This is a genomic window from Syntrophotalea acetylenivorans (assembly GCF_001887775.1).
In the GTDB taxonomy this organism is placed as follows: domain Bacteria; phylum Desulfobacterota; class Desulfuromonadia; order Desulfuromonadales; family Syntrophotaleaceae; genus Syntrophotalea_A; species Syntrophotalea_A acetylenivorans.
Genome location: NZ_CP015519.1, coordinates 1,147,607 through 1,172,895, shown reverse-complemented (window position 1 = coordinate 1,172,895; position 25,289 = coordinate 1,147,607). Strand labels below are relative to the sequence as shown.

19 protein-coding genes are annotated in these 25,289 nt (G+C 53.9%); 17 read left to right on the top strand and 2 right to left on the bottom strand.

Translation table 11 applies throughout. From position 1 onward, the window contains the following. Positions 1 to 17 precede the first annotated feature (17 nt). A complete protein-coding gene (typA, locus tag A7E78_RS05315) occupies positions 18 to 1,829 on the bottom strand; it encodes a translational GTPase TypA (RefSeq protein WP_072283261.1) in 1,812 nt (603 codons plus the stop codon). Between the two features lie 205 nt (positions 1,830 to 2,034). On the opposite strand from typA, the gene A7E78_RS05310 reads away from it, so the two are divergent. The 15 genes from A7E78_RS05310 (at position 2,035) to A7E78_RS05240 (ending at position 21,166) form a co-directional block, all read left to right on the top strand. Beyond that, the gene (locus A7E78_RS05310; protein ID WP_072283260.1) at positions 2,035 to 3,345 is read left to right on the top strand and encodes a M48 family metalloprotease; all 1,311 of its coding nucleotides are present in this window, start codon (positions 2,035 to 2,037) and stop codon (positions 3,343 to 3,345) included. Continuing rightward, complete coding sequence (locus tag A7E78_RS05305; protein WP_072283259.1) at positions 3,342 to 3,875, top strand: PH domain-containing protein; 534 nt, start codon at positions 3,342 to 3,344, stop codon at positions 3,873 to 3,875. Before A7E78_RS05310 ends, A7E78_RS05305 begins: the two co-directional genes overlap by 4 nt. Positions 3,876 to 4,040: 165 nt before the next feature. Then, positions 4,041 to 5,384, top strand: a complete 1,344-nt coding sequence (miaB, locus tag A7E78_RS05300; RefSeq protein ID WP_072283258.1) for a tRNA (N6-isopentenyl adenosine(37)-C2)-methylthiotransferase MiaB — start codon at positions 4,041 to 4,043, stop codon at positions 5,382 to 5,384. 44 nt (positions 5,385 to 5,428) lie between these two features. Continuing rightward, positions 5,429 to 6,079: a histidinol phosphate phosphatase domain-containing protein gene (locus A7E78_RS05295; RefSeq protein WP_072283257.1), complete on the top strand. Its 651-nt coding sequence runs from the start codon at positions 5,429 to 5,431 to the stop codon at positions 6,077 to 6,079. Positions 6,080 to 6,198: 119 nt separating this feature from the next. Next, the gene (locus A7E78_RS05290; RefSeq protein ID WP_072283256.1) at positions 6,199 to 7,266 is read left to right on the top strand and encodes a M42 family metallopeptidase; all 1,068 of its coding nucleotides are present in this window, start codon (positions 6,199 to 6,201) and stop codon (positions 7,264 to 7,266) included. A gap of 110 nt (positions 7,267 to 7,376) precedes the next feature. Next, positions 7,377 to 8,849 carry an IMP dehydrogenase gene (gene guaB / locus A7E78_RS05285; protein WP_072283255.1) on the top strand — a complete coding sequence of 491 codons (1,473 nt, stop codon included), beginning with the start codon at positions 7,377 to 7,379 and terminating at the stop codon, positions 8,847 to 8,849. Between the two features lie 180 nt (positions 8,850 to 9,029). After that, positions 9,030 to 10,592, top strand: a complete 1,563-nt coding sequence (guaA, locus tag A7E78_RS05280) for a glutamine-hydrolyzing GMP synthase (RefSeq protein ID WP_072283254.1) — start codon at positions 9,030 to 9,032, stop codon at positions 10,590 to 10,592. Between the two features lie 6 nt (positions 10,593 to 10,598). Next, complete coding sequence (locus A7E78_RS05275; RefSeq protein ID WP_072283253.1) at positions 10,599 to 11,627, top strand: helix-turn-helix transcriptional regulator; 1,029 nt, start codon at positions 10,599 to 10,601, stop codon at positions 11,625 to 11,627. Positions 11,628 to 11,703: 76 nt separating this feature from the next. Continuing rightward, positions 11,704 to 12,096: a hypothetical protein gene (locus tag A7E78_RS05270; RefSeq protein WP_072283252.1), complete on the top strand. Its 393-nt coding sequence runs from the start codon at positions 11,704 to 11,706 to the stop codon at positions 12,094 to 12,096. Between the two features lie 89 nt (positions 12,097 to 12,185). Further along, positions 12,186 to 12,770 (top strand): Maf family protein, encoded by a 585-nt coding sequence (locus tag A7E78_RS05265; protein WP_072283251.1) that lies wholly within the window; start codon positions 12,186 to 12,188, stop codon positions 12,768 to 12,770. A 203-nt stretch (positions 12,771 to 12,973) separates the two neighbouring features. Further along, on the top strand, positions 12,974 to 16,447 hold the full coding sequence (dnaE, locus tag A7E78_RS05260) for a DNA polymerase III subunit alpha (RefSeq protein ID WP_072283250.1): 3,474 nt from the start codon (positions 12,974 to 12,976) through the stop codon (positions 16,445 to 16,447). 185 nt (positions 16,448 to 16,632) lie between these two features. Next, a complete protein-coding gene (gene accA, locus A7E78_RS05255) occupies positions 16,633 to 17,592 on the top strand; it encodes an acetyl-CoA carboxylase carboxyl transferase subunit alpha (RefSeq protein ID WP_162493600.1) in 960 nt (319 codons plus the stop codon). Positions 17,593 to 17,614: 22 nt separating this feature from the next. Then, positions 17,615 to 18,523, top strand: a complete 909-nt coding sequence (locus A7E78_RS05250; RefSeq protein ID WP_083552724.1) for a PfkB family carbohydrate kinase — start codon at positions 17,615 to 17,617, stop codon at positions 18,521 to 18,523. A 61-nt stretch (positions 18,524 to 18,584) separates the two neighbouring features. Beyond that, positions 18,585 to 19,349, top strand: coding sequence for a septal ring lytic transglycosylase RlpA family protein (locus A7E78_RS05245; RefSeq protein WP_201258040.1), 765 nt, complete (start codon positions 18,585 to 18,587; stop codon positions 19,347 to 19,349). Between the two features lie 245 nt (positions 19,350 to 19,594). Beyond that, positions 19,595 to 21,166, top strand: a complete 1,572-nt coding sequence (locus A7E78_RS05240; protein ID WP_072283248.1) for a sensor domain-containing diguanylate cyclase — start codon at positions 19,595 to 19,597, stop codon at positions 21,164 to 21,166. A 101-nt stretch (positions 21,167 to 21,267) separates the two neighbouring features. On the opposite strand, the gene A7E78_RS05235 is transcribed toward A7E78_RS05240, so the two are convergent. Then, entirely contained in the window at positions 21,268 to 23,352 is a 2,085-nt protein-coding gene (locus A7E78_RS05235; protein WP_083552722.1) for a methyl-accepting chemotaxis protein, read from the bottom strand. Between the two features lie 573 nt (positions 23,353 to 23,925). On the opposite strand from A7E78_RS05235, the gene A7E78_RS05230 reads away from it, so the two are divergent. Together A7E78_RS05230 and A7E78_RS05225 are read left to right on the top strand one after the other, a co-directional pair. After that, positions 23,926 to 24,126 (top strand): hypothetical protein, encoded by a 201-nt coding sequence (locus tag A7E78_RS05230; RefSeq protein ID WP_072283247.1) that lies wholly within the window; start codon positions 23,926 to 23,928, stop codon positions 24,124 to 24,126. 35 nt (positions 24,127 to 24,161) lie between these two features. Continuing rightward, on the top strand, positions 24,162 to 25,280 hold the full coding sequence (locus A7E78_RS05225; protein WP_072283246.1) for a glycerate kinase: 1,119 nt from the start codon (positions 24,162 to 24,164) through the stop codon (positions 25,278 to 25,280). The last annotated feature ends 9 nt before the right edge of the window (positions 25,281 to 25,289 follow it).

Genomic DNA, 25,289 nt, shown 5'->3' with positions numbered 1-25,289 from the left:
CCGGTTGAAGGACGCGGTTAGCCCCGAGTCTTTTCGTATCGTTTCCGCTCGTTGGCGTCAAGGTATTTTTTCCGCAATCGAATAGATGTTGGCGTGATTTCGACCAATTCGTCTTCGTCGATATACTCCAGGGCTTGCTCAAGACTGAGAGTGCGCGGGGTTGTGATGCGAATAGCTTCGTCGCTGCCTGAGGCGCGGACGTTAGTCAGTTTCTTGCCTTTGCAGGCGTTGACAACCAGATCGTTCTGCTTGGCATTTTCACCGATGATCATTCCTTCGTAGACCTTTACGCCGGCGTTGACAAAGAGGATGCCTCGCTCCTGCAGGCTGAACAGGGAATAGGCAACCGTTTCGCCACTTTCCAGGGCGAGCAGAACGCCGTTCTTGCGGCCGGGAATGGCGCCTTTGAAGGGGCCGTATTCATGGAAGGTGTGGTTCATGACGCCGGTACCACGGGTGTCGGTAAGGAACTCGGTGCGGAAGCCGATCAGGCCTCGGGCCGGAATGATGAATTCCAGACGATTGATGCCGTCCATGGGGTGCATGGCCACCATTTCCGCTTTGCGCGTGCCAAGTTTTTCGATGACGGTTCCCTGGTGCTCCTCAGGAACGTCAATGGTCAGAAACTCCATCGGTTCGCAGCTGACACCGTCGATGTCCCGCAAAATGACTTCCGGCTTGGAGACCGCCAGTTCGAAGCCTTCCCGGCGCATGTTCTCAATCAAAATCGACAAGTGCAGTTCGCCTCGCCCGGAAACCTTGAAGGTGTCGGTGTTGTCCGTATCTTCGACCCGCAGCGATACGTTGGTCCGTAGTTCTTTTTGCAATCGTTCGCGAATGACACGGGAGGTGACGTATTTGCCTTCCTGTCCTGCAAAGGGGGAGCTGTTGACCATGAAGTTCATGGACAGGGTCGGTTCGTCGATAGCTACATAGGGCAGGGCGACGGGATGTTCGGCGTCGGCAAAGGTCTCGCTGATGCCGACGTCTTCAAATCCGGCGATGCAGATGATGTCACCGGCGACCGCTTCCTGAATCTCTATCTGTTGTAGTCCATCGAAGCCGATCAGCTTGGAAATCCGCCCCTTGGTCACCTGGCCATCTTTTTTAACCACCGCGATGGTCTGCCCGGCGCTGACTCGACCGTTGGATATCTTGCCGGTAGCGATGCGGCCCAGGTAATCGTTGTAGGCGATACTGGTCACCAGCATCTGAAAGGGGGCCTCCGGGTCGACTTTGGGGGGCGAAACCTCGTTGCCAATAAGCTGGAACAGATCCTCGAGATTATCCTTCGGTGCCTTCGGGTCGAGGGTCGCGTGACCGGCTTTGGCATTGGTGTAAACAATGGGGAAGTCGAGCTGTTGTTCATCGGCATTGAGTTCGCAAAACAGATCGAAAACCATATCCACCACCTGTTCCGGGCGAGCTCCAGGGCGGTCGATTTTATTGATGACCACGATCGGTTGATGGCCCAGGTCAAGGGATTTTTTCAGTACGAAACGGGTCTGGGGCATGGGGCCGTCAAAGGCATCCACCAGCAGCAGTACCGAGTCGACCATTTTTAGAACGCGTTCCACTTCGCCGCCGAAGTCAGCGTGGCCCGGAGTGTCAACAACATTGATTTTCAGGTCCCCATGCGAGATAGAGAGGTTCTTGGATAGAATGGTAATGCCTCGCTCTTTTTCGAGGTCATTGCTGTCCATGATGCGTTCTGTAATGGTTTGATTGTCGCGAAAAATCCCCGACTGTCTGAGCATGGCGTCGACCAGGGTGGTCTTGCCATGGTCGACGTGGGCGATAATGGCGATGTTGCGAATGTTCTGCGGCATAAGAGGGTGTTTCTCCTGTCAAAATTTATGTTCCGATTATCCTGTTCCAAAACCCATCGATCTTATATGAACTCAGGGCCAATAGCTAGTGAAATCTTTTATAGAAAGCGTCTTGCGATATTGGCCGGGGAGCCTTAAGATGAATTCAGTACATTAAAACGCTTAATTCATTGGGGAAAACTGCGCCTATATTGAAGGAGGCTTCATGGCAGATAGTTTCAGTGTTCGAGTTGCAGGGGTCTTTTTGTTGCTGGGATTGTTGGGTGGTTGTGCGGCGAATCCGGTTACGGGGCGACAGGAGTTGGCACTGTTTCAAGTGTCGACCAGCGAAGAAATCAGCCTTGGTCAGCAGGCTTTCCCCCGGGCATTGCAGCAGATGGGTGGCGTGTATGGTGATCCGCAACTGAGCGAATATGTCCATCAGGTTGGGATCAGAATGGCCCAGCTCAGCCAGCGGCCCGATTTGCCCTATCAGTTCAAGGTGGTCAACGATTCGGCTCCAAATGCTTTTGCCTTGCCGGGAGGCTTTGTCGCCATCTCGCGCGGTTTGGTGGCCGCGCTTGAAAACGAAGCGCAGCTGGCGGCGGTGCTCGGTCATGAGTTGGGTCATGTTACAGCCCGCCATTCTGTGCAGGCTATGCAGCGCGGTTCTCTGCTCGGGCTCGGTATGGCTGTGTTAGGTGGTGCGACGGGGCAGGGCAGCTATGGTGTGGCGGCTCAGCAGGCGGGGCAACTGGCTGCCGGATTGCTGGAAAATACCTATAGCCGCGAGCAGGAGCGGGAGTCCGATCGCCTCGGTGTCGATTACCTGGTTCAGGCAGGTTATGATCCTCAAGGGGCGGTGCAGCTTCAAGAATACTTTTATCGTAAGGTTGAGCGGGGTGCCGAGCCCCTGTGGTTGGCGGGATTATTTCGGACCCACCCCTTTTCTAAAGAGCGAATGCTGGATCTTAAGGATTATGTTGCCGAACGCCATGCGTTGACCATCGGCAATCCTGATTATGTGTTGAACCAACAAGCTTTTGCCCGGTCTGTTGCCGGACTGAGGCAGACGCAGCAGGGGTACGCATTATATGATCAGGCGCGAAAGCTCGAGGAGCAGGGCCAGTTGCCCCGGGCTATCGCCGTCTATTTGCAGGCGGCCACCGCGGCTCCCGACCAGCCGCTTATTTTAACGGCTTTGGGTACTGCTTATCTCAAGGCCGATGACCTGACCGCTGGTCAGCAGCATTTGAGTCGGGCGGTGCAGCTTGACGGACAGTACTATCGATCCCGGATGGGGTTGGGCTACCTGCTGTTTGAACAGGAAAATTATCCGCGGGCGGTGCGGGAACTGGAAGCCAGTATGGCCCTGTTGCCGACCTTGCAGGGGGGCTATCTCCTGGCTAGCGCCTATGAGGGGAATCATCAGATTGGTCAGGCCGTAGAAATGTACCGAGCCGTGGTCAAGGCTTCTCCTGATGGCCGACTGGGGAAGGCCGCCGCCGAGCGCCTGAAGGAACTGGAAACTCCATGAACCGCTGGAGCAATCTGTTAGAGGGGGAGGAGCGGATTGTCTGGCAAGGTCGCCCAGCTCCGCGCGCCTACACCTTTCGTAACTGGCGTTGGTCTTTGATAGCTGCAGTGGGACTGGCGGTGATATTGTTTTTTCTGCAGATCCGCGGTCCGTTGCCGGTGGATGCCGTCGTCGCTCAGTGGTGGGGACGGGCAGCACTCATGGTGGGTTTGTGGGTTGGTGTCGGCCATCTTGTCTGGGCCCGTATGGAATGGGAACATGTCTTTTATATGATGACTGACCGTCGATTGGTGGCTGCTTTTGGTATTTCAGGCCGCCGACAGCAGGTTTTCTCTTTGGAGGAAATCCAAGAGGTTGAACAACAAGTCCTAGGCGAGGCGTTGGCAACAGTAAAAGTGCTCGGTAGCGGCCAGCGCATGACCCTGTATTGCCTTGAATATCCCCACCTGCTTCTGCGGTTACTTCCTCCTCATGTGGAAGCGGATTCGAGAAGCGCAGCTGGCATTGGCGGAGCGGTGGAAGATGTTTGACTTTTCGCCCCTGCATTGACTACAATTCCTGATTAACCTGCCGTGGCAAGATCCATTGCATGGCTACCTCTAACGCCCCTTTCTATATCGATAATTAACTGGGCTCCCATGGACCGATTGCGGTGCATCGGGTCCTTTTGTATATCAAGTGATGGTAAACAACGAATGACGGAAAAATATTTTTATCTGGAAACCTTCGGCTGTCAGATGAACGTGGTCGATTCGGAACAGATGGTGGAAATTCTTCAGGGACTTGGTTATGGCCAGACCGATGCCGCTGAAAACGCCGACCTGATTCTGCTGAACACCTGCTCCATTCGGGCGAAGGCCGAACGTAAGGTTTATGGCCATCTCGGCAGCTTCAAACCTCTCAAAGAGCGGAACCCGAACCTTATTTTGGCCGTTGGTGGTTGCGTAGCCCAACACGAAGGGGAGCGTATGCTCAAGAAGGTTCCCTATCTCGACTTCGTGTTTGGTACTCACAACGTTCATCGCTTGGCTGAATTGGTTCAGAATGCTGAAGCCAAGCTGGGCCGTGGTCTGTTGGTCGATTTTCTCGATGAAGAACAGCGACGGCAGCTTTTTCCCGCTCGTCGACCGAGTCGGGAGATCAGCCGTTTCGTCACAATTGTGCAGGGCTGCGATAATTTTTGCGCCTATTGCATTGTGCCTTATGTGCGGGGGCGGGAAGTCAGTCGGCCCAGCGCTGAGGTGCTGGCTGAAGTTCGCTCCCTGATCGACCAGGGAACTGCGGAAATTACCCTGGTCGGCCAGAATGTTAATTCCTTCGGCGTGAAAGAAGGGGAGGAAATCTCCTTTGCCGAGCTGTTACGACAGGTCCATGACCTGCCAGGTTTGCAGCGACTGCGATTTATTACTTCGCACCCCAAGGATCTTTCAGACGATCTTATTGAGTGCTTCGGAAGTCTCGACAAGTTGTGCAAACATCTGCATCTGCCGGTCCAGGCCGGTTCGGACCGTATTCTGGAAGCTATGGGACGTGGTTATAGCCGCGACCAGTATTTGAACAAGGTGGAACAATTACGCCGGGCCTGTCCGGAAATTCGTCTGACCTCCGATGTGATCGTGGGATTTCCCGGTGAGGATGAAGATGATTTCGAACAGACTCTTGACCTGCTGCGTCGGGCGCAGTTCGCCGAAATCTATTCTTTTATATTTTCTCCCCGGGAAGGCACCGCCGCCGCAGAATTGACGGATGATACGCCGGCCGAGATCAAGCAACAGCGTTTTGATCGCATGCTCGCCTTGCAGGAAGAGATCACCCGTCGTTTCCATGAGGAGGATGTCGGTAAAGTATTGCCGGTGCTGGTTGAAGGCGAAAGCCGTCAAGGGGGTGGTCAGCTGTTCGGCCGTACCAGCTGGAACCGGATTGTTAATTTTAAGGCTGATGCCAGCCTGGTCGGCCGTATTGTGCCGGTACGGCTGATCGAGGCACAGCGCAATTCTCACATCGGTGTCGTTGAGAGTGAGGGCAGTGCGGCGAGTTAGTCTCGGTGGTTTTCAATCTGTAACCTTCAACCCAAGGTTTCGTTATGATCGATTTGCATACTCATACGATTTTCAGCGACGGTGAACTGATCCCTGCCGAGCTTACCCGCCGTGCAGCGGTGGCCGGTTATCGGGCCATCGGTCTGACCGATCATGGTGATCGGTCCAATATGGACTTGATTATTCCTCGCCTGGTGCGGGTGGCTGATGATCTGGGGCGCGCCTGGGGATTGACCGTGGTGCCCGGTATCGAGCTCACGCATATTCCGCCCGCGGACATTGCCGCCGCCGCCAGGGAAGCACGGTCCCTGGGGGCCAAGTTGGTTCTCTGCCACGGTGAAACTCTCAGCGAGCCCGTTGCCGAGGGGACCAACCGGGCCGCTCTGGAGGCCGATATCGATATCCTCGCGCATCCTGGATTGATTACTGAAGAAGAGGTCCGCCTGGCTGCTGAACGGGGCATCTGCCTGGAACTGACCACCCGCCGTGGTCATTCGCTGAGTAACGGCCATGTTGCCCGCCTGGCCCTGGCTGGCGGAGCGCCCCTGGTGCTCAACACCGACAGCCACGCGCCGGGGGATTTGACCCCTTTGGTTCAGGCCCGGCGTATCGCCCTCGGTGCCGGGTTGACCGAGGCCCAATTCGAGGATTTGCGAAAGAATGCCGAAAGCCTGCTGCAGCGTCTGGTTGCCTGACAGGCTTTTCGTAGCATTCATCCCCGGTCGGATTCGTTCAGATTGCAGGCCGGTAATACTATTACTTACGGGCGGTCGGCAGCAGTCGTTCGCCCCGTCCATATGAAGGAACAACTGCCATGAACGAACAGGATTTCGCCCTTTTAAAAGAACTGGTTGAAACACCGAGCCCCTCCGGTTTTGAACAACCGGCTCAACGTATTTGCCGTCGCGAGATGGGCACTGTGACCGATGAGCTGCGCACGGATGTCATGGGTAACGTCATCGCCCGCTTGCCTGGTCCCGCCGGCGCACCGCGGGTTATGCTCGCTGGCCACTGCGACGAAATCGGTTTCATGGTACGTTACATCGACGAAAACGGGTTCCTTTATTTTGCTCCCATCGGTGGTATCGACGCTCACCTGGTACCGGGACAGCGGGTTCATGTTCATGGTGCCGGCGGGCCGGTGCTGGGGGTGGTTGGCAAGAAGCCGATCCATCTGATGGAAGCCAAGGACCGGGAGACGGTAGTCAAGCTCAATCAGCAATTTATCGATATCGGTTGCGCCAATGCCGAGGAGGCTAAAAAGCTGGTCGCCGTTGGAGATCCTGCAACCTTTGCCGTGGGCATCGAACGATTACAGGGGGATTTGGTCGCCTCCAGGGCTTTTGACGATAAAATGGGCGCTTTTATCGTTTGCCAGGTGCTCAAGGAAGTAAAACGACGGGGTTCCGTGCCCGTGGACCTGCATGGTGTAACCACGGTGCAAGAAGAAGTCGGATTGCGCGGGGCGACCACCAGTGCCTACGGTGTCGATCCCGATGTGGGCATCGCCATCGATGTCGGTTTTGCCACCGACTTTCCAGGTGTTGAAAAAAAGGATATAGGGGAATTTGTCGTGGGGCAGGGGCCGATCATCTCCCGGGGTGCGAATATCAACCCGGCCCTGTTCGACCTGCTGCTGGCCACTGCCCGGGAAGAGCAGATTCCCTACCAGTTGATGGGAGCGCCACGGGGTACCGGTACGGACGCCAACGTCATCCAGCTTAACCGGGCCGGGGTCGCTGCCGCCTTGATTCAGGTGCCCTTGCGTTATATGCATTCGCCGGTGGAGGTGCTGTCTCTGGCTGATATCGATTATACGATCCGCCTGTTGACGGCTTTGATGCCGCGAATCGCTGAAGCCAAAGGCTTTATCCCAAACTGATTTTCAAGACACAAATTTAGCGTCTGATTGGCCAGCTTTTTGGCTTGACGCTACCGGTCCATTTTTTTAATATGCTCGACTAACTTTTTACCCCTATAGAGGAGATGGCAATGCAGGATTCCGGTGATATTCAAGAAGGTTTGACATTCGACGATGTCTTGCTCGTGCCTGCTCATTCGACGGTATTGCCCAAAGAGGTTGACCTTACCACCCAGTTGACCGCCAAAATTCAACTCAACGTGCCGCTGTTGTCGGCGGCCATGGATACGGTAACCGAAGCCCGGGCGGCTATCGGCATGGCCCGCGAGGGGGGCCTGGGTATCGTTCATAAAAACATGTCACCGGCAGAACAGGCCATCGAGGTCGATCAGGTCAAGAAGTCGGAAAGCGGCATGATAGTCGATCCCATCACCATGCGTCCCGAACAGAAGATATTCGAAGCTCTGGAGTTGATGGAAAAGTATCGTATCTCCGGCGTGCCTATCACCAAGGACGGCAAATTGGTCGGTATCCTGACCAATCGTGATCTGCGTTTCGAAACTCAGCTCGAGCAGCCCATCGCCAATGTCATGACCAAAGAGAACCTGGTCACCGTACCGCCGGGAACCACCCTGGAAGAGGCCAAATATCACCTGCACAAACATCGCATCGAGAAGCTGCTGGTGGTTGATGATAACTATTCCCTGCAGGGGTTGATTACCATCAAGGATATCGAAAAAGTCCGAAAATACCCCTTGGCCTGTAAGGATGATTTAGGCCGGCTTCGGGTCGGTGCCGCCGTAGGCGTCGGTGACGACCGGGAAGAGCGTCTTGAGGCCCTGGTGCAAGCCGGAGTCGATGTGGTTGTACTCGATACAGCTCATGGCCATTCCAAATCGGTACTCGACGCTGTTATCGATATTCGCCGTCATTACCCCGATCTGCAACTTATCGCCGGAAACATCGCCACCGCCGAGGCTGCACAGGCCCTGATCAAGGCCGGGGTCGATGCGGTTAAGGTCGGTATCGGCCCGGGTTCAATCTGCACCACGCGCGTGGTGGCCGGGGTTGGTGTGCCGCAGATCACCGCGATTATGGATGTCGCTCGTGTGACTCGCGCGGCGAACATCCCCCTGATCGCCGACGGTGGCATCAAATATTCCGGCGAACTGCCCAAGGCGATTGCCGCCGGCGCCGATGTTATTATGATCGGTTCTCTGTTTGCCGGCACCGAAGAATCACCGGGCGAAACGATCCTCTATCAGGGTCGTACGTATAAAGCTTACCGAGGTATGGGCAGTCTTGGTGCCATGAAGCAGGGCAGCAAAGACCGTTATTTCCAGGGAGACGTTACCAAGGATGTCAAACTGGTGCCCGAAGGCATCGAAGGCCGGGTACCGTTCCGTGGCAGCCTGTCGGATAATGTTCATCAGTTGCTCGGCGGTCTGAGGGCCGGCATGGGTTATGTCGGTTGCGCCAATCTTCGGGAACTGCAGACCAACGCCCGCTTTATTCGCATTACCAATGCCGGCCTGCGCGAGTCCCACGTGCACGATGTAAATATTACTCATGAGGCGCCCAACTACCGTCTCGAACGCAACTAAATAGCGTCGCAAAACTCCCCCCTGCTGCGTTGCAGCGGTTTTTCAGGACTTCGACATGCTGATGTATGTCTTCACCCCTGAAAAAACGCTACGCCTTGCCGGGCGAAGTTTTTGCTCAGCTATTACTTTTTTCGAAACATTATTGGTATAAAAGCCATACCCGCTGCCAACGGAGAGCGCATGTCTCAGGATATCCATAGCGAAAAGATACTCATCCTCGATTTCGGTTCCCAGTACACTCAGCTGATCGCCCGCCGCGTGCGCGAAGCCCATGTCTATTGCGAACTACATCCCTACGACATGGCGCTGGACGAGATCAAGGCGTTCGCTCCCAAGGGCATCATCCTCTCCGGCGGTCCGAAATCCGTTTACGATGAAGGGGCTCCGGCCATTGCAGAGGAGCTTTTCGAACTCGGCGTGCCGGTGCTCGGCATCTGTTACGGCATGCAGCTCATGAGTTGCCACTTTGGCGGTGAGGTGGTGCCTGCCGGTAAACGCGAGTACGGCCATGCCGAGCTTCAAGCCCAGGGCACTCCCGGTCCCTTGTTCGACGGTTTTTTCGTTGAAGGCAAGAGTCCGGTGTGGATGAGTCACGGTGATCATGTTGAGAAGGTGCCGGGCAACTTCGAAGTAGTGGCCGGTACCGCTAACGCGCCGGTCTGCGCTATTCAAAATGTGGCCCGTAACCTCTATGGCGTACAGTTCCATCCCGAGGTGAACCACACACCTCGTGGCGAACTACTCATCGACCGATTCGTCCGGCAAATCTGCGACTGCAGCGGGCAGTGGACTCCGGGCCAGATTATTGAGGATGCCGTGATTCGCATACGTGAACAGGTCGGCACCGACAAGGTGATTCTCGGTTTGTCCGGTGGTGTCGATTCGTCGGTGGCGGCAACCCTTATTCATCGAGCCATTGGCGACCAGCTGATCTGCGTTTTTGTCGATAACGGGCTGCTGCGTCTGGGCGAAGGCGATCAGGTCATGGACACCTTCGCTGAGAATATGGGGGTCAATGTCATTCGGGTCGATGCCGAACAGCGCTTCCTGGATGGTCTGGCGGGAGTCAGCGATCCGGAGAAGAAGCGCAAGATTATCGGCGGACTGTTTGTCGATATCTTCGAGGAAGAGGCGGCCAAGCTCAGCGACGCCAAGTGGCTGGCTCAGGGCACGATCTATCCCGACGTTATCGAGTCGGCCGGGGCCAAGACCGGCAAAGCCCATAATATTAAGAGCCACCATAATGTCGGCGGTTTGCCCGACTACATGAAATTGTCCCTGCTTGAGCCTCTACGCGAACTGTTCAAGGATGAGGTGCGGGCCGTTGGCGAGGAGATGGGCCTGCCCCATGCAATGGTCTGGCGCCATCCTTTTCCCGGGCCGGGACTGGGTGTACGTATTCTGGGCGAGGTTAAGAAGGAATACGCCGATATTCTGCGCAGAGCCGACGCCATTTATATCGAAGAGCTCTATCGTACCGGTCATTACGATAAAATCAGCCAGGCCTTCGCCGTCTTCCTGCCGGTCAAGAGCGTCGGGGTTATGGGTGATGGCCGGACTTACGAATATGTTATTGCCCTGCGGGCGGTGGAGACCAAGGACTTCATGACTGCCGGCTGGTACCCACTACCCTATGCCGAACTGGCTCATATCAGCGGCCGCATTATCAACGAGGTCAAGGGTGTCAATCGGGTAACTTACGATATCTCCAGCAAGCCGCCGGCGACCATCGAGTGGGAATAACCACCGGTGGCTTTCGGCAATGATAGCGGCCGCAACCGGCCGGGCAAACCGGCCAAAAAATACAGCCAGGCGGCCCGGCTGCACGACCTTATTCGATTGCTGGAAGCCCGTCATGGAGCCACTGTGGCGGAACTGGCCGAGGAGTGTGGCGTTACTCGCCGCACCGTCTATCGCGATCTGCAGGCTATCGAAGAAGCCGGCTATCCCCTGACCAAGGAAGCCGGCGGTGATGGCAGTATTCTCTACTCCTTCCTGACCGGCTTCAGTAAAATCCCCCCCATTACTTTTTCTCTGCCCGAACTGATGACCCTGTTTCTCTGCCGAGGACAGCTGGCCTTTTTGCGAGGCACTCCCTTTCAAGATGATCTGGATGCTGTTTTCGGCCGAATTCGTGCCAGCCTTCCTCCCCGTAGCGTGGCCCATCTGGAGCGCCTCGCAGAGGCCGTGACTCCCCGCTTTCAAGGCCTGCGAGACTACAGTGGCAAGCGCCAGGTCCTAGATGAGCTGCGTCGCGCCCTGCTTTTTCAATTGCGTTGTACGATTCGTTATGCTCCCGCCCAGCGCAAGGCCGCAGATTATCCTTTTGATCCCTACACCTTGCTGTTTTACAAGGACTCTCTGTATCTGGGCGGTTACGCGCATAATCGACAAGACCTGCGGCTGTTTCTGGTTGACCGTATTGAGACGGTCCTGGTGGGTGAAGAACGTTTTGATCTGCCGGAGGATTTCTCTATCGATCATCTGACCGGTGACGCCTTTGGTCTGGTCGCCGACGAGCCACAGTTGATTCGGGTGAGATTTGCTAACGCGGTGGCGCATCTGGTGCGAGAGCGGATTTGGCACGGCAGTCAAGGGATCGAAGAGCAGGCCGATGGCTCTTTGATTCTGACTTTGCATGCGGGGGGTGAAAAGGAAATTCTCGCCTGGCTTTATTCTTTTTTGCCTCATGTTCAAGTTTTGGAACCGCCTTTCTTGCGGGAAAACTTTCTTCATGGTTTGCGGCAGGCTCTGGCGATTGAAAATACTGCTGACTAATTGATTGTGACATAATCTGTCACGGACCAGTTCTAGACTCCTTTCTGAAGGTAATCCCTCAGCAAAGGAGTTCATCATGATCGTCTTGTGTCTCGAGCAGGAAGTGGCCGCCAGCCCTTATTTTGTGATCCATCATCAGGAAGAGAGTTGGTCTGGAGCACCCACCCGGGTTGTTTCCGGCATTTTAGGTGATGGGTGGTACGAAGGAGAGGTTGCGGTGGAAGTCGGGGATCGACAAGGGGTGACCTTTGCCGACGAATGGTTCGACCGTGCCGGGTTACAGGCATTTTTCGACCGGGTCGGGCGCGATCAGGTTTGCGCTGCTCTTTATCAGGCTCTGGACTCGCCTGAACGAAAGAGTCCTTTTGGTGGTGAAACAGAACCCAAACCGACGGTTCCCCATTATGCTGCAAATGCCGGTCACGGCCTGATCGCTTCCGGTGAGCCTTGTTGGCGCGCGGTCGCTTGATGCACTTTCATGTTTGAGCTGGTAATCATTGCATTTCCCGACCGTCTGCAGGTAGAATGAAGCGATTTAAACGGAAAGGGATATGAGCTATGAGAACGGTAGTTTTAGCGTCAACCAGCCCCTATCGTCTACAGTTGTTGCGACAGTTGGGTATCCCCTTCCATGTGGCGCCGCCCCTCTACGAAGAGCAGATCGATCAACAGGTGGCTCCAGAATTGCTGGTTAAGCATCTCGCAGCCCATAAAGCCAAAAGCCTGGCGGAAAAGTACCCTGATGCCCTGATTCTTGGCTCTGACCAAGTGTTTGCCGACCCCCGCGGATTCATCCACGGTAAACCCGGAGGGCTGCCGCAGGCGGCCGCCCAACTGCGGGAGATGGTTGGCAAGACGCACACTTTTTACACTGGGATCAGTATCTATGATGCCGCCAGTGGTGAGGGACTGACCGATTATGATACCTATTCGGTGACCTTGCGCAAGCTTTCCTCTGAACAAATCCATGCTTACCTTGAACGGGAGCAACCCTTTGATTGTGCCGGTTCCTTTAAGATCGAAGGGCTTGGCATCAGTCTCATGGAGAGGATGGAGGGCGATGATTATACAACCTTGATCGGCTTGCCGTTGATCAAAACTGTTGATTTTCTAGCTCATTTTGGTGTTCGGGTTCTTGTTTGACCGTTTGTCAAATCATGGGGTTAAAAGGCCGTAGTATTAGGCGGCTTGCAGTTGACCCTCCATCTTGTCGGTGGTAAAATCCCCACCATATTTCAGAGAGCCGGTTATCGATACGCCATAGCGTCCGCCGATATCGGTTTTTTTATTTAAGCCCGGTTTCTGTCAGGTGGCTACGTTCCTGACACCTTGTGCTGGACATATAAATGACCCCTCCCGGTTTCGTACATTTACATCTTCACAGTCAATACAGTCTTCTCGATGGTGCCATTAAAATCGGAGACCTGGTTAAGCGTGCCGTGGCCTGCCAGATGCCCGCTCTGGCCGTAACCGATCACGGCAACATGTTTGGCGCCGTCGAATTTTACAGCAAGGCCAAAGCGGCAGGTATCAAACCGATTCTCGGTTGCGAAGTCTATGTGGCGCCCGGTTCCCGTTTTGATAAAACCAATGCCCGGGGCTCTTCCGAAGCATCTCACCATTTCATGCTGCTGTGCCAGAACCTGACGGGCTACCGCAATCTCTGCCACCTGGTGTCGGCAGCTTATCGCGAAGGCTTCTACTACAAGCCCCGTATCGACTGGCAACTGCTGGCAGAGCACCATGAAGGCTTGATCGGCATGACCGCCTGTCTCGGCGGTGAGATTCCATCCTTGATCAATCAAGGCAAGATGGCCGAGGCCAAGCGCCGCACTGAGGAAATGGCCCGGATTTTCGACGGGGACCGTCTTTATCTCGAATTGCAGGAAAACTTCCTCACCGAGCAGGATGTGGCTAATAAGGGACTTATCGAGCTCTCCAGGGAACTCAGCCTTCCGTTGGTGGCTACCAACGACTGCCACTATCTGACCCGGGAAGATGCCTACGCCCATGAGGTATTGCTGTCCATTCAGACCGGCAAGACCATGGACGATCCCAACCGGATGCGCTTTCCCAACGAAGAGTTTTACGTCAAATCTCCCGAAGAAATGGCCGCTATGTTCAAGGAGGTGCCCGAGGCCTTGAGCAATACCTTGGCCATCGCCGAGCGCTGTAACCTGGAACTCGATTTCGACACCTATCACTTTCCGCAATACGAAAAGCCTCAGGAAAAGACCCTTGACGAGGTTCTGGCTGAAGATTCTCGCAAGGGGCTCGATGAGCGACTGGAGGAGATTCGCCGGATTCGAGCGGATTTCTCCGCCGAAAAAGAGCAGGAGTACCGCGAGCGCCTCGAGATTGAGCTGGACTGCATCCGCTCCATGGGGTTCCCCGGCTATTTTCTGATCGTCGCCGATTTCATTAACTGGGCCAAAGACAATGGGATACCGGTCGGTCCCGGCCGCGGCAGTGCCGCGGGCAGCCTGGTGGCCTATGCCATCCGCATTACCGATATCGACCCCATGCCCTACAACCTGCTCTTTGAGCGATTCCTCAACCCGGAACGGGTGTCGATGCCCGATATCGACGTCGATTTCTGTATTTACGGCCGTGAAGAGGTCATTAACTACGTCCGTCAGAAGTACGGCGAGGCCAACGTCGCCCAGATCATCACCTTTGGTACCATGATGGCCAAAGGGGTGGTGCGGGACGTCGGTCGTGCCCTCAATATGCCCTACGGCGATGTGGACAAGATCGCCAAGCTGGTGCCGGCGGTACTCAATATCACTTTGAAGGAGGCGCTGGAACAGGAGCCGAAACTCAAGGAGCTGGCCGACAAAGAGCCGCAGGTAGCCAAGCTGCTGGAAGTTGCCCTGGCTCTTGAAGGGTTGACCCGTCATGCCTCGACTCATGCTGCCGGGGTGGTGGTGACGCCCAACGCTCTGCCCGAATATCTGCCTCTCTATACCGATCCTAAATCCGGTGGTCAGGTAACCCAGTTCACCATGAAGTTCGTCGAACAGATCGGGTTGGTCAAGTTCGATTTTCTCGGACTCAAGACTCTGACCGTTATCGACAATGCGGTGCGCCTGATCCGTGAGGGGAGGGACCCCGATTTCGATCTTCAGCTGGTGCGCGACGATGACGAAGAGACCTACCGTCTGCTGTCCTCCGGCAATACCACCGGTGTTTTTCAGCTCGAGTCCTCGGGTATGAAGGAGATGCTGGTCAAGCTTAAGCCGAGCTGCTTTGAAGATATCATCGCCGCCTGTGCCCTCTATCGCCCCGGGCCCCTCGGCTCGGGAATGGTTGATGATTTTATCCTGCGGAAGCACGGCAAGAAGGAAATCACCTACGACTTTCCCCAGCTTGAGCCGATCCTCAAAGATACCTACGGGGTTATCGTCTACCAGGAACAGGTTATGCTCATCGGGCAGGTGTTGGCCAACTACAGTCTCGGTGGGGCCGACTTGCTGCGTCGGGCCATGGGTAAGAAGAAGCCCGAAGAGATGGCCAAGCAAAAAGACCTCTTCATGGCCGGTGCCAAGGAGAACAACCTCGACCTGAAGAAGGCCGAGGCGGTCTTCGATCTGATGGAGAAGTTCGCAGCCTATGGCTTCAATAAATCTCACTCGGCTGCTTACGCTCTGGTGGCGTACCATACTGCCTATCTCAAGGCCCATTATCCTGTAGAATTCATGGCCGCCTTGCTCACCGAGGATATGGAGAACACCGACAAAGTCATCAAGAACATCAACGAGGTGCGCTCTATGGGCATCGAGGTGCTGCCCCCCGATATTAATGCCTCGAGTCGTTCCTTTACCGTGCACGATAAAGCAATCCGATTCGGACTCGGTGCGGTCAAGGGGGTCGGCGGCGCGGCCGTCGAAGCCATTATGGAGAGCCGCCAGGAAGAACCCTTTAGCACCTTGAACGATTTCTGTGAACGAGCTGATTTGCGCAAGGTCAACAAAAAGGTGGCAGACGCGCTGATTAAATGCGGTGCTTTCGACTCTCTGGGGGGCAAGCGTGCCCAGTATCTGGAGGTTCTGGAAGACGCGATGGAGGTTGGACAGAAGGTCCAGCGAGAGAAGGCAGAAGGTCAGGAATCGCTCTTCGGTACCGAAGAACTTGTTTCCCATCGCGGTAACGGTTATGGTCAGTTGCCGGACATGGAGGAATGGCCTGAGAAAGTGTTGCTCGGCTTTGAAAAAGAAGCCCTCGGCTTCTATATCACCGGTCATCCTCTGGATCGTTATGTCGACACCTTGAAACGCTTTGCCAGTTGCGATACCGCCGGCTTGCCGGAACGGGCCGATAAGGAGGAAGTTCAGGTCGGCGGGATGGTTGCCGGGCTGAAGGAGTTGATGACAAAAAAGGGCGACCGCATGGCCTTTGTCACCCTTGAGGATCTGAGCGGATTTGTTGAGATGGTGGTTTTCCCGGAGGTCTATCAAGCTTCAGCGGAACTGCTGAGAGGCGAAGCGCCGCTGCTGGTCTCCGGTACCCTTGATGTTGGCGAAGAGACATGCAAGCTCATGGCTCAAAAAATTGTTGCTCTGCAGGACGTTAATTTGCAACAGACCACGCGAGTCAATTTCCGCCTGAATACTACCGGCCTTGACAGCGATCAACTGCGGGGGTTGCGGGATATTGTGGCACGACACCGTGGAAAGTGCCGGGCCATGGTCCGGTTGTTGATCCCTAACCGCAGCGAGACGCTGCTCAGGCTTCCCGATGATCTGCTGGTGTCTGCCAGTGATGAAATAATGGAAGAGGCTGAACGGTTGTTCGGCTATAATGTGGTTACCTTCGAGTAGTTTGTGGCCTATATTTTGCTGCTAAAAAAATGAGACTCGGCGAGGATTTGACTTCATTCGTTAGTAAAGTTGATGAATAATAAATATTTTGTGTGATTACGGCCATCCTTCCAAGTGTTCCAAGGCCGTTTTCACCTAGCCTGCTAGGTTTTAAATCTGCCGTCTCGATGCGAGGCAGTCAGGAGATTCTGATGGAATTCTATCTCGATTTTGAAAAACCCCTGGTTGAACTGGAACGCAAAATCTGTGAACTGCGCGAGTATTCCACCGATCAGGTTAATTTTTCCAACGACATCCAGAAGCTTGAGAAGAAGGCGGAGAAACTGCGCAAGGAAATTTTCTCCAATCTCAACCGGTGGCAACAGACCCAGTTGGCCCGCCACGTCAATCGTCCCTTTACTCTCGATTTTGTCGAGCATGTTTTTACCGATTGGTTTGAGGTGCACGGTGATCGTCTCTATCGTGACGATCCGGCTTTGGTTTGCGGCTTTGCTCGTTTTGACGGCGAGCCCTGCGCCATCATCGGTCACCAGAAGGGGCGGGACACCAAGGAAAAGGTACTGCGGAATTTCGCTATGCCCAACCCCGAAGGCTATCGCAAGGCCTTGCGAGTGATGAATATGGCCGAACAATTCGGTTTACCGATTTTCACATTTGTCGATACGCCCGGAGCTTTTCCCGGTATCGGTGCCGAAGAGCGGGGACAGGCCGAGGCTATTGCCCGCAATCTGCGTGAGATGGCAGCCCTTAGTGTGCCGATTATCGTTACGGTCACCGGTGAAGGCGGGTCGGGTGGCGCACTGGCCATTGCTGTCGGCAATCGTGTGTTGATGATGGAATACTCGGTCTATTCAGTCATTTCACCGGAAGGCTGCGCCGCCATCTTGTGGAAGGATGGGACCAAGGGTGACTTGGCAGCTGAGGCTTTGAAGTTGACAGCTCGCGATATTGATAAACTTGGCTGCATCATCGATGATGTGATCCCTGAGCCTCTCGGCGGTGCCCACAGTGACCATCAAGCGGCTGCAATGCAGGTCAAGGCCTATCTTAAAAAGCACCTTGACGAACTCAAACAACTTTCGCCGGAAGAATTAAAAGAGCAGCGTTATGAAAAGCTGCGAGCTATGAGTTTTATCGAGGAATAAGATAGTTTCCGTAGAGATCCTTGTGGATAAACCAAAAAATATGGTAGTCGGACTGGGACAGTGCTCTCTCGACATTCTCGGCAGTCTGGGCCAGTATCCTCCCGTAGACAGCAAGTGCGATCTCGACAAAGTTCTCATTCAAGGAGGCGGCCCGGTAGCTACTGCCCTGGTGACCCTTGCTCGTCTCGGTGTCCCCGGTGTTTTTCTTGGCTGCGTCGGAGACGACGATTTTGGTCGCAGGATCGCCAGGGGGTTAGAGAGGGAAAAGGTTGATTGCCGACACCTGCTGGTCGAATCGGGCGCCAGCAGTCAGTTTTCCTTTGTCGCCGTTGAACAGGATGGTGGCCGGCGCACAATCTTTTGCCATCGCGGAAGTTGTCGGCCGTTGATCGAGGACGATCTGCCAGCGGAAATGATCTGCAGCAGCCGTTTGCTGCATTTGGATGGATCCCACCCTGCCGCGGCCTTGGCCGCTGCTCGATTGGCAAGAGCAAATGGTGTGATTACGGTGCTCGATGGTGGTAGTTGGCGCCCTGGAATCGAAGAATTATTGCCACTGATCGATCATTTGGTCGTCTCCGGCCGATTCGCAGAGCATTGGGTTCCTGGAAGGCCGGTGCAGGAAATATTGCCGGTGTTGTTGGGCTTCGGTTGTCAGGCTGCAACCGTTACTAACGGCGAAGCGGGCAGCCATACCCAAAGTCGGGATGGCGAGAGCTTTCATCTGCCCGCGTTTTCTGTGAAATCTGTTGATACCACCGGTTGCGGCGATGTATTCCACGGCGGGTATCTGTTTGGGTTGTTGCAAAACTGGTCTTTACTCCGAACGGTACGCTTCTCCGCAGCCTGTGCCGCTATCAAGTCGACTGCTTTGGGTGGTCGAACGGCTATTCCAACCTTGCTTGCGGTGGAGGATTTTCTTAGTCGCTAGATACTTCGAAATCTGGCTGTTTCCGATATGAAAACGAGTGCTTAAAAATATAGGGATTACCATGGCCCGAATGCAAAAATTCAAAGCTGTACCAGTCGTTTGTGTTTTGCTGCTACTCACTGCTTGCGGTGGCGGTTATCAAACCCGAGTACTGGACAGTCCCGCCACCGCCGGATTAAAACCCCACCAGAAACCTTACACAGTCAACGGTCAGCGTTACCAGCCCCTCGCCAGCCACCACGGTTTTGTTCAAGAGGGTCTTGCCAGCTGGTATGGTCGTAAATTTCACGGCCGCAAAACCAGTAATGGTGAGATTTATAATATGTACGCCATGACCGCGGCTCACAAAACCCTGCCTCTCGGCACCTGTGTTCGCGTGCACAACCTAGCCAACGGAAGACAGACCGTGGTGCGGATTAATGATCGCGGCCCCTTTGTTCAGGGACGTATCATAGACCTCTCCTACTCTGCGGCGAATAAGCTTGGTGTCGTCGGTCCCGGTACCGCTCCGGTGAAGATCGTGGCTTTGAGATACCCAGAACAGGACGCCGGCGGTCGAACCGTTTATCGCTCTATCGCTAGAAATCCGGTGAGCAGCTATGCTGTGCAGGTCGCTTCTTTCAGTTCCGGCGCCAACGCTCAACGGCTTGCGGAAGAATTACGCAGCCGGTTCGGGGCTGCCAGTGTCTATCGCAGCCAGGTTAACGGGAATGATTTCTTTCGTGTGCGGGTAGGTAAATACGCTTCTCTGGATGCTGCAGAGTCAGCGAGACTCTCCATCGAAGGTCATGGTTTCAACAATTGTTGGGTTGTTGCCATGGATTAGGGTTTGCTGTAGTTGCGGCGTAATAATCAGGTAGCTGGAATTGATTTAACATTGTACATATTTGCGGGTACGCGAAGCGAATAGAACCGCTTTTTTCGCAAGTTCGATAATGTGTTTTTTGCCCAGGATGGATGGCAAGCTAGCCAATTTTCAGGTCGTCTGTCAGGATGGTCACCTATCTCTGTCGATCAGGAAAGCAGACATGACAATGGCCTTTCCATTTTCGAGCCGGGAGGCAAGGATTTATGCCAGAACAATATAGTTCAGCCGACGGCATGGCAGACGATGCCAGTCAAAAGGTGCGGACAATTAGAGAGGTGCAGTCGCTGATCCAGCAGAAGATAGAGCTCCCTTCTCCGCCGAATATTGCAATGCACATCCTTGAGGCGGTGCAGAATGATGACAGTTGTTTTGCCGAGTTGGGCAAGATTATTTCCGCCGACCCCTCCCTAACCGCCAAACTGCTGAAGGTCACTAATTCCCCCATGTACGGCTTCGGCGGCCGGGTGAAGAGTATCGAAACCGCCTTATCGATCCTCGGCATCAATTCTTTAAAGAACATCGCCTTGTCCTTCATCATCGTTCAAAAATTACACGGTGATTCAACAAGTTTTTTCGATTTCGAATATTTCTGGAAACGGTCTGTTTCGGCGGCGGTAGCCGCCAAGATGCTGGCTCCGTTAGCAGATTATGATAGTGACGATATTTTCGTTAGTGGTCTGCTTCAGGACATTGGTGTCCTGGTGTTTTTTCACTATTATACCGATTCCTATATGGAAGTCATGGCGCTGAAGAATAGCAGCGAGGCGCCTGGACATATTGTCGAGCGGCAGCTCATGGGCTTGTGTCATGCCGAATTGGGCGGTTCATTGCTCCAAGGGTGGGGTTTGCCGGAAAGTATCTACCTTCCGTTGTTTTATCATCATCGAGAGTCTTGTGCTCCGGAGCGTCACCGGGTTGCCGTCGGTATTCTGAGCCTGGCCAGCAAGATTTCCGCTGTCTACCACAGCAGCCAGGGCAGAACCACTATAGCCGGTGTTTACCAGACCCTTAGCGAAGATTACGGCTTATCTGAAAAGGAGATCAAAGAGCTGCTCGATGCGGTTGCCACTCGTTCCAATGAAGTATTAAGCCTTTTTGATGTTTCTTGCAGCGAGATCAGGCCCCTTTCAGAGATGTTGCAGGAGGCCAATCAGGAACTTGGCAAGCTCAATTGCAGCTACGAACAGCTGGTCATGGATCTGAAACAGGCGAAAGAGGAGTCAAGTAAATATGTCGGCAAGCTGATCGACGCGAACAAAAAATACCGCGAATTGGCTTATCGCGATGATTTAACAGGTCTTTTCAATAATCGCTACTTTCAAGAAGAAATGGATAAGGAGTTAGAACGAACCAAACGTTATGAGCATAATCTGTCACTGTTGTTTTTCGATATAGATCATTTCAAGGAGACCAACGATAATTTCGGCCATCTGGCCGGCGATGCGGTACTGCGTCGGGTGGCTGAGCAGATAGTGCAGATTATGCGTAGCTCCGATATCGTTGTCCGTTACGGCGGTGATGAATTCGCCGTCATTATGCCGGAGACAGGCAGGGAGGGTCTTGAGGTTTTTGCCGAGAGAATTCGCCTTGGTATTGAGGATATGTTCATTCCCATTGATCAGGTCCAGTTGCAGGTGACTATCAGCGTGGGGGGGGCTACCTTTAAGGGTAAGAACCCTCAGGTCGATAAAATGACCATGCTTGGGGCAGCTGACAAGGCGATTTATGAGGCGAAACGGGCCGGGCGTAACCGAATTCAAATTGTCGAAGTCTGACTTTTTTTCTCGTAGATTATGCCAGATTGGATAAACACCCCCCACCGGGATCGATCCCGGTGGGGGGGTGTTTATTGATGGGGTAATTCTAAACCTCCTGATTAATACCGACCGAATTCAGCGTCGTCAAGAGCGATCATGGTTTCTGGAAGTTGTTTGGGTCTGATCCCAACCGATTTTACGTCCAATTGCTTAGAGGGAGCAGGGAGGGCGGCGTCTGAGCGGCTTACACCCCTTGAAACAGCACCTGATGCCAGGGCGAAACGGCCTAGCATTTGTTTCAGGATGTCGGCCTGGCTGGCCAATTCCTCTGCTGCCGCAGCACTCTCTTCAGCGTTGGCAGTGTTGGTCTGGGTTACCTGGTCTATCTGGCCAAGGGCCTGGGTGACTTGGGAAATGCCTTCGGCTTGTTCGCTGGAGGCCGCGGAAATTTCACCGATCAGATCGGAGACCTTGGCTACGCTGCCCACAATTTCTTCCAGTGCGCTGGCTGTGCCATGGGCGATCTGGGTACCATTTTCAGCTTTAGCCACCGAACCCTCGATGAGTTCTGCGGTTTCCCTGGCTGCTTTGGCGCTGCGGGCGGCCAGATTTCGGACTTCCTCTGCAACAACGGCAAAGCCTTTTCCATGCTGACCAGCTCGTGCTGCTTCCACGGCAGCGTTGAGAGCCAACAGGTTAGTTTGAAATGCAATTTCATCGATAACCCGAATGATCTTAGAGATGCTCTGGCTCGATTCGTTGATTTCCGTCATTGCATTCACCATCTCTGCCATCTGCTTATTACCTTGTTCGCCCGCGTCGCGAGCTTGGTTGGCGAGTTGGTCTGCCTGTTTGGCGTTGTCGGCGTTGAGAGTTGTCTGGGAACTCATTTCAGTCATAGATGCGCTGATTTCTTCCAGAGAAGCGGCGGATTCGGTCGCTCCTTGGGAGAGACTCTGGCTAGCGTCCGACACTTGAACGGAGCCGCTCGCGATCTGCTCTCCGGATACCTGGATATGACCCAATACTTCATTGAGCTGGGCGACCATTTTTTGGAATGCCTTTCCGAACTGATCCCGCTCCGAAGCCAGCTTGACTTCGACATTGAGGTTGCCGGCAGCTATTTCCTGTGCCAGTTCTGCATTCGCAGCCAGTCCTTCTGCCATCTGGTTGAGTGACTCGGCCAGTTGGCCGATTTCGTCCTCGCGTTGTAATTCCATGCGCTGACTGGTATCGCCCAATTTGATGGTTTCGGCGAATTTGACCCCGGCTTGGATAGCGCCAACAATTCGGCGTGCAATAAAGAAAACGACTGTGCCTACCGCCACCAAAGTCAGTAGGGCAACTAACAGACTTGTGTTGCGGATGTTGGTTACAGAGGAGAAGATGTCATCCAGTTCAGCGCCGACGGCAATAATCCAACCTGTTTTATCAACCGATTCAAAGGCTACAATTTTCTCCTTGCCCTCCCAGGGGTATTGTTTGAACCCCTGTTTTTCATTCAAGACCTCTTTGCCCCAGTCGAATTCACTGAGGGAACGGTCCAGGATAAGCTCTGCCTTGGGGTGAGAGAGGAAGCGTCCTTTGCTGTCTATAAGATACGCATAACCTTTGTTACCCACCTTTACCTGTTTGATAAACGCATTTGCGAAATGGGGCAGGTTGACGACACCGATACAGACCCCTTGGATTTGGCCGTTAAGTTCAACGGGGATTGCGATGACGAAGGCCGGATCGCCACTTACCTTACTTTTAATTGCTTCAGATATTGTGGCTACGCCGCCGAGGGCTGCTCGAAAATAACCACGATCCGCGATTTTCAGCTCGCCAACGTAGCGTTGCTCTGAGGCGGCGACGATTGTTCCATCCTGACCAGCAATAGCCAGTAATTCATAATTACCGTATTCTTTAGCCATTTCCTGAAGAATATGGTTGGCCGTCTTGGTTGTTTCATCGGTTTGCTCAAGGGAGGCGCGCATCGCGTTCTGGCCGGCCAGAGATTTAATATCACTTGCAAGGTCGGCGACCCAGTTGTCGATTTGTTTGCTTAGTGCTACAGTTGTCTGCTGCATCTGGTCTTTTATGTTACTATGCAGGGCTTTCTTAGAGGCCTGATAGGATAAGAGGGTAGCGACGGTCATGCCGATAACTACAGCCAACAGGGTCGGTAACAGTATCTGAGCTCGCAATTTCAATTTGATCATTCGTCTCTCCTGAGGTTAATATCCGAGTGTTGAAGCTTTATAGTCCAGAGCGCAGGCCTCTAGATTTTTGAACTAACTCTTGATGACATGCAGGTTTTTCCAGCTGATAATTTAGGTGTTCCAACCATCCTGCTGTAACGATTCCGGTCGTTTGTGTTCTGCTTAGCGGACGCGGAGTACCTCTTGGTAGCGTCTGCTTGGTGAGATACAATTGGCAATTGTTATGCCAGATTCAAATCAGTATAGGCGAGACGTTGGAGCAAAATTCTCAGTGAGAAAACAAGTATCTGAAATTATTGGGAGCATTTGTTTTGTATGCAAGTAAAACACTAGGAAATTGAGAGCTATTTCATTGCATGTTTGTAACCTACTGAAAAATAGAGAAAATTTTGGATGTTTTGTGCTTTTGCAGGATGGGGCATGCCCCACTTTCTCCTGCCACACTTATGGGGTGTGCCACACAATTGTTGATTGTTTTCCAGATTAAGCTGCGCCTGCCGATTTCAGGCATTTGCTATAGGTTAGGTTTCTGTTGGCCGCGCAGCATTGAACAACTATTTAAAAGGAGGATATATGTCGCAAAAACAAATTATTATGAAAATGGATAAAAACCATCCCCTGGAAGTCCATGCTTCCTGCAAAACCTGCGGAGGACAGCCCGATGGAGCCGGGTATCTTTGTGGTAGCGATGAGGATGGAAACGGTTTTGTCCTCTGGATCGAAGAGCAGGAAGTGTTTGATATTGTCGCCAAGGTGATCGCTCAGAAGTCCTAAAGCTTGGTGTGAGGCACGCTAACAATGGAAATCCGGTGAAGATTATCCTTGCTTTCGATTCCTTTAAGGGCAGCTTGTCGGCAAAAACCGCTTGCCGTGTGGTGGCCGACAAGCTGCGAGCCATAAAACCGGGGTGGCAGGTAGTGAGCCTGCCGCTGGCGGATGGCGGCGAGGGTACGGCAGCGACCCTGGTAGAGAGTTGCCGTGGGCGATGGCAGGTTGTTGAGAAGGTCATGGGCCCTCTTTCAACGATGCGTTTCACTTCCTCCTACGGTTGGTTGCCTGGGGATATCGCCGTGGTCGAAATGGCCCGCGCCAGTGGTCTGACCCTGTTGGATAACACCCAGCGCAATCCCCTGTTGACTACCAGTTACGGTGCTGGGCAACTTCTTGCCGCTGCAGTTAAGGCCGGCGCCAAACGGATTATCCTGACTTTGGGCGGTAGCGCTACCGTCGATGCCGGGACCGGAGCGGCGCGTGCTCTCGGTTGGCGCTTTCTTGACGACAAGGGGAAAGAGGTGCCGCTCGGTGGCGGGGGGCTTTGTCGGATAGCTCAACTACAGAGGCCCAAAGGGGATCTGCCGCCGATGGAAGTATGGTGTGATGTGCGTAACCCTCTGTTGGGGCCGGAGGGAGCGGCACGGGTATTCGGGCCGCAAAAAGGTGCGGATCAGGTGATGGTAGCAGAGTTGGAAGAGGGCCTGCAGCACATAGCCGAGTTGGTCGCGAGTCAGTTGGGGCTTCCATTTTATGATGTGCCTGGTGATGGGGCCGCCGGCGGATTCGGGTTCGGTGCCCGAGCTTTTTTCGATGCACAATTGGTTTCCGGAGCCCATAAAGTTATGGGTCTGGTTGGTCTTGAAAAAGAGCTAGAGGCTGCAGATTGGGTGATTACCGGTGAAGGTTGCCTCGATGAACAGTCTTTGCAGGGTAAGGTGGTCGGTGAGGTAACGCGACTGGCACAAAGTCAATCGGTCAAAGTGGCTGTATTGTCCGGGCGGATGTTGCTAGAGGCTGGCCGTTGCAGGGAGGTCGGTCTGGCACTGTGCGAGCCGGTAATGACAAGGGGCATGAACATAGAGACGGCAATGGAACAGGCGGAGTCCCTGTTGGCGGCCGCCACCGAACGTTTGCTGGGTCGCTTTGATGAATAAATAAGAACG

What these genes read in the sequence shown, in the direction of transcription:
- typA (WP_072283261.1), bottom strand. Translation starts at nt 1,829, where the DNA reads ATGCCGCAGAACATTCGCAACATCGCCATTATCGCCCACGTCGACCAT.
- A7E78_RS05310 (WP_072283260.1), top strand. Translation starts at nt 2,035, where the DNA reads ATGGCAGATAGTTTCAGTGTTCGAGTTGCAGGGGTCTTTTTGTTGCTG.
- A7E78_RS05305 (WP_072283259.1), top strand. Translation starts at nt 3,342, where the DNA reads ATGAACCGCTGGAGCAATCTGTTAGAGGGGGAGGAGCGGATTGTCTGG.
- miaB (WP_072283258.1), top strand. Translation starts at nt 4,041, where the DNA reads ATGACGGAAAAATATTTTTATCTGGAAACCTTCGGCTGTCAGATGAAC.
- A7E78_RS05295 (WP_072283257.1), top strand. Translation starts at nt 5,429, where the DNA reads ATGATCGATTTGCATACTCATACGATTTTCAGCGACGGTGAACTGATC.
- A7E78_RS05290 (WP_072283256.1), top strand. Translation starts at nt 6,199, where the DNA reads ATGAACGAACAGGATTTCGCCCTTTTAAAAGAACTGGTTGAAACACCG.
- guaB (WP_072283255.1), top strand. Translation starts at nt 7,377, where the DNA reads ATGCAGGATTCCGGTGATATTCAAGAAGGTTTGACATTCGACGATGTC.
- guaA (WP_072283254.1), top strand. Translation starts at nt 9,030, where the DNA reads ATGTCTCAGGATATCCATAGCGAAAAGATACTCATCCTCGATTTCGGT.
- A7E78_RS05270 (WP_072283252.1), top strand. Translation starts at nt 11,704, where the DNA reads ATGATCGTCTTGTGTCTCGAGCAGGAAGTGGCCGCCAGCCCTTATTTT.
- A7E78_RS05265 (WP_072283251.1), top strand. Translation starts at nt 12,186, where the DNA reads ATGAGAACGGTAGTTTTAGCGTCAACCAGCCCCTATCGTCTACAGTTG.
- dnaE (WP_072283250.1), top strand. Translation starts at nt 12,974, where the DNA reads ATGACCCCTCCCGGTTTCGTACATTTACATCTTCACAGTCAATACAGT.
- A7E78_RS05245 (WP_201258040.1), top strand. Translation starts at nt 18,585, where the DNA reads ATGGCCCGAATGCAAAAATTCAAAGCTGTACCAGTCGTTTGTGTTTTG.
- A7E78_RS05240 (WP_072283248.1), top strand. Translation starts at nt 19,595, where the DNA reads ATGCCAGAACAATATAGTTCAGCCGACGGCATGGCAGACGATGCCAGT.
- A7E78_RS05235 (WP_083552722.1), bottom strand. Translation starts at nt 23,352, where the DNA reads ATGATCAAATTGAAATTGCGAGCTCAGATACTGTTACCGACCCTGTTG.
- A7E78_RS05230 (WP_072283247.1), top strand. Translation starts at nt 23,926, where the DNA reads ATGTCGCAAAAACAAATTATTATGAAAATGGATAAAAACCATCCCCTG.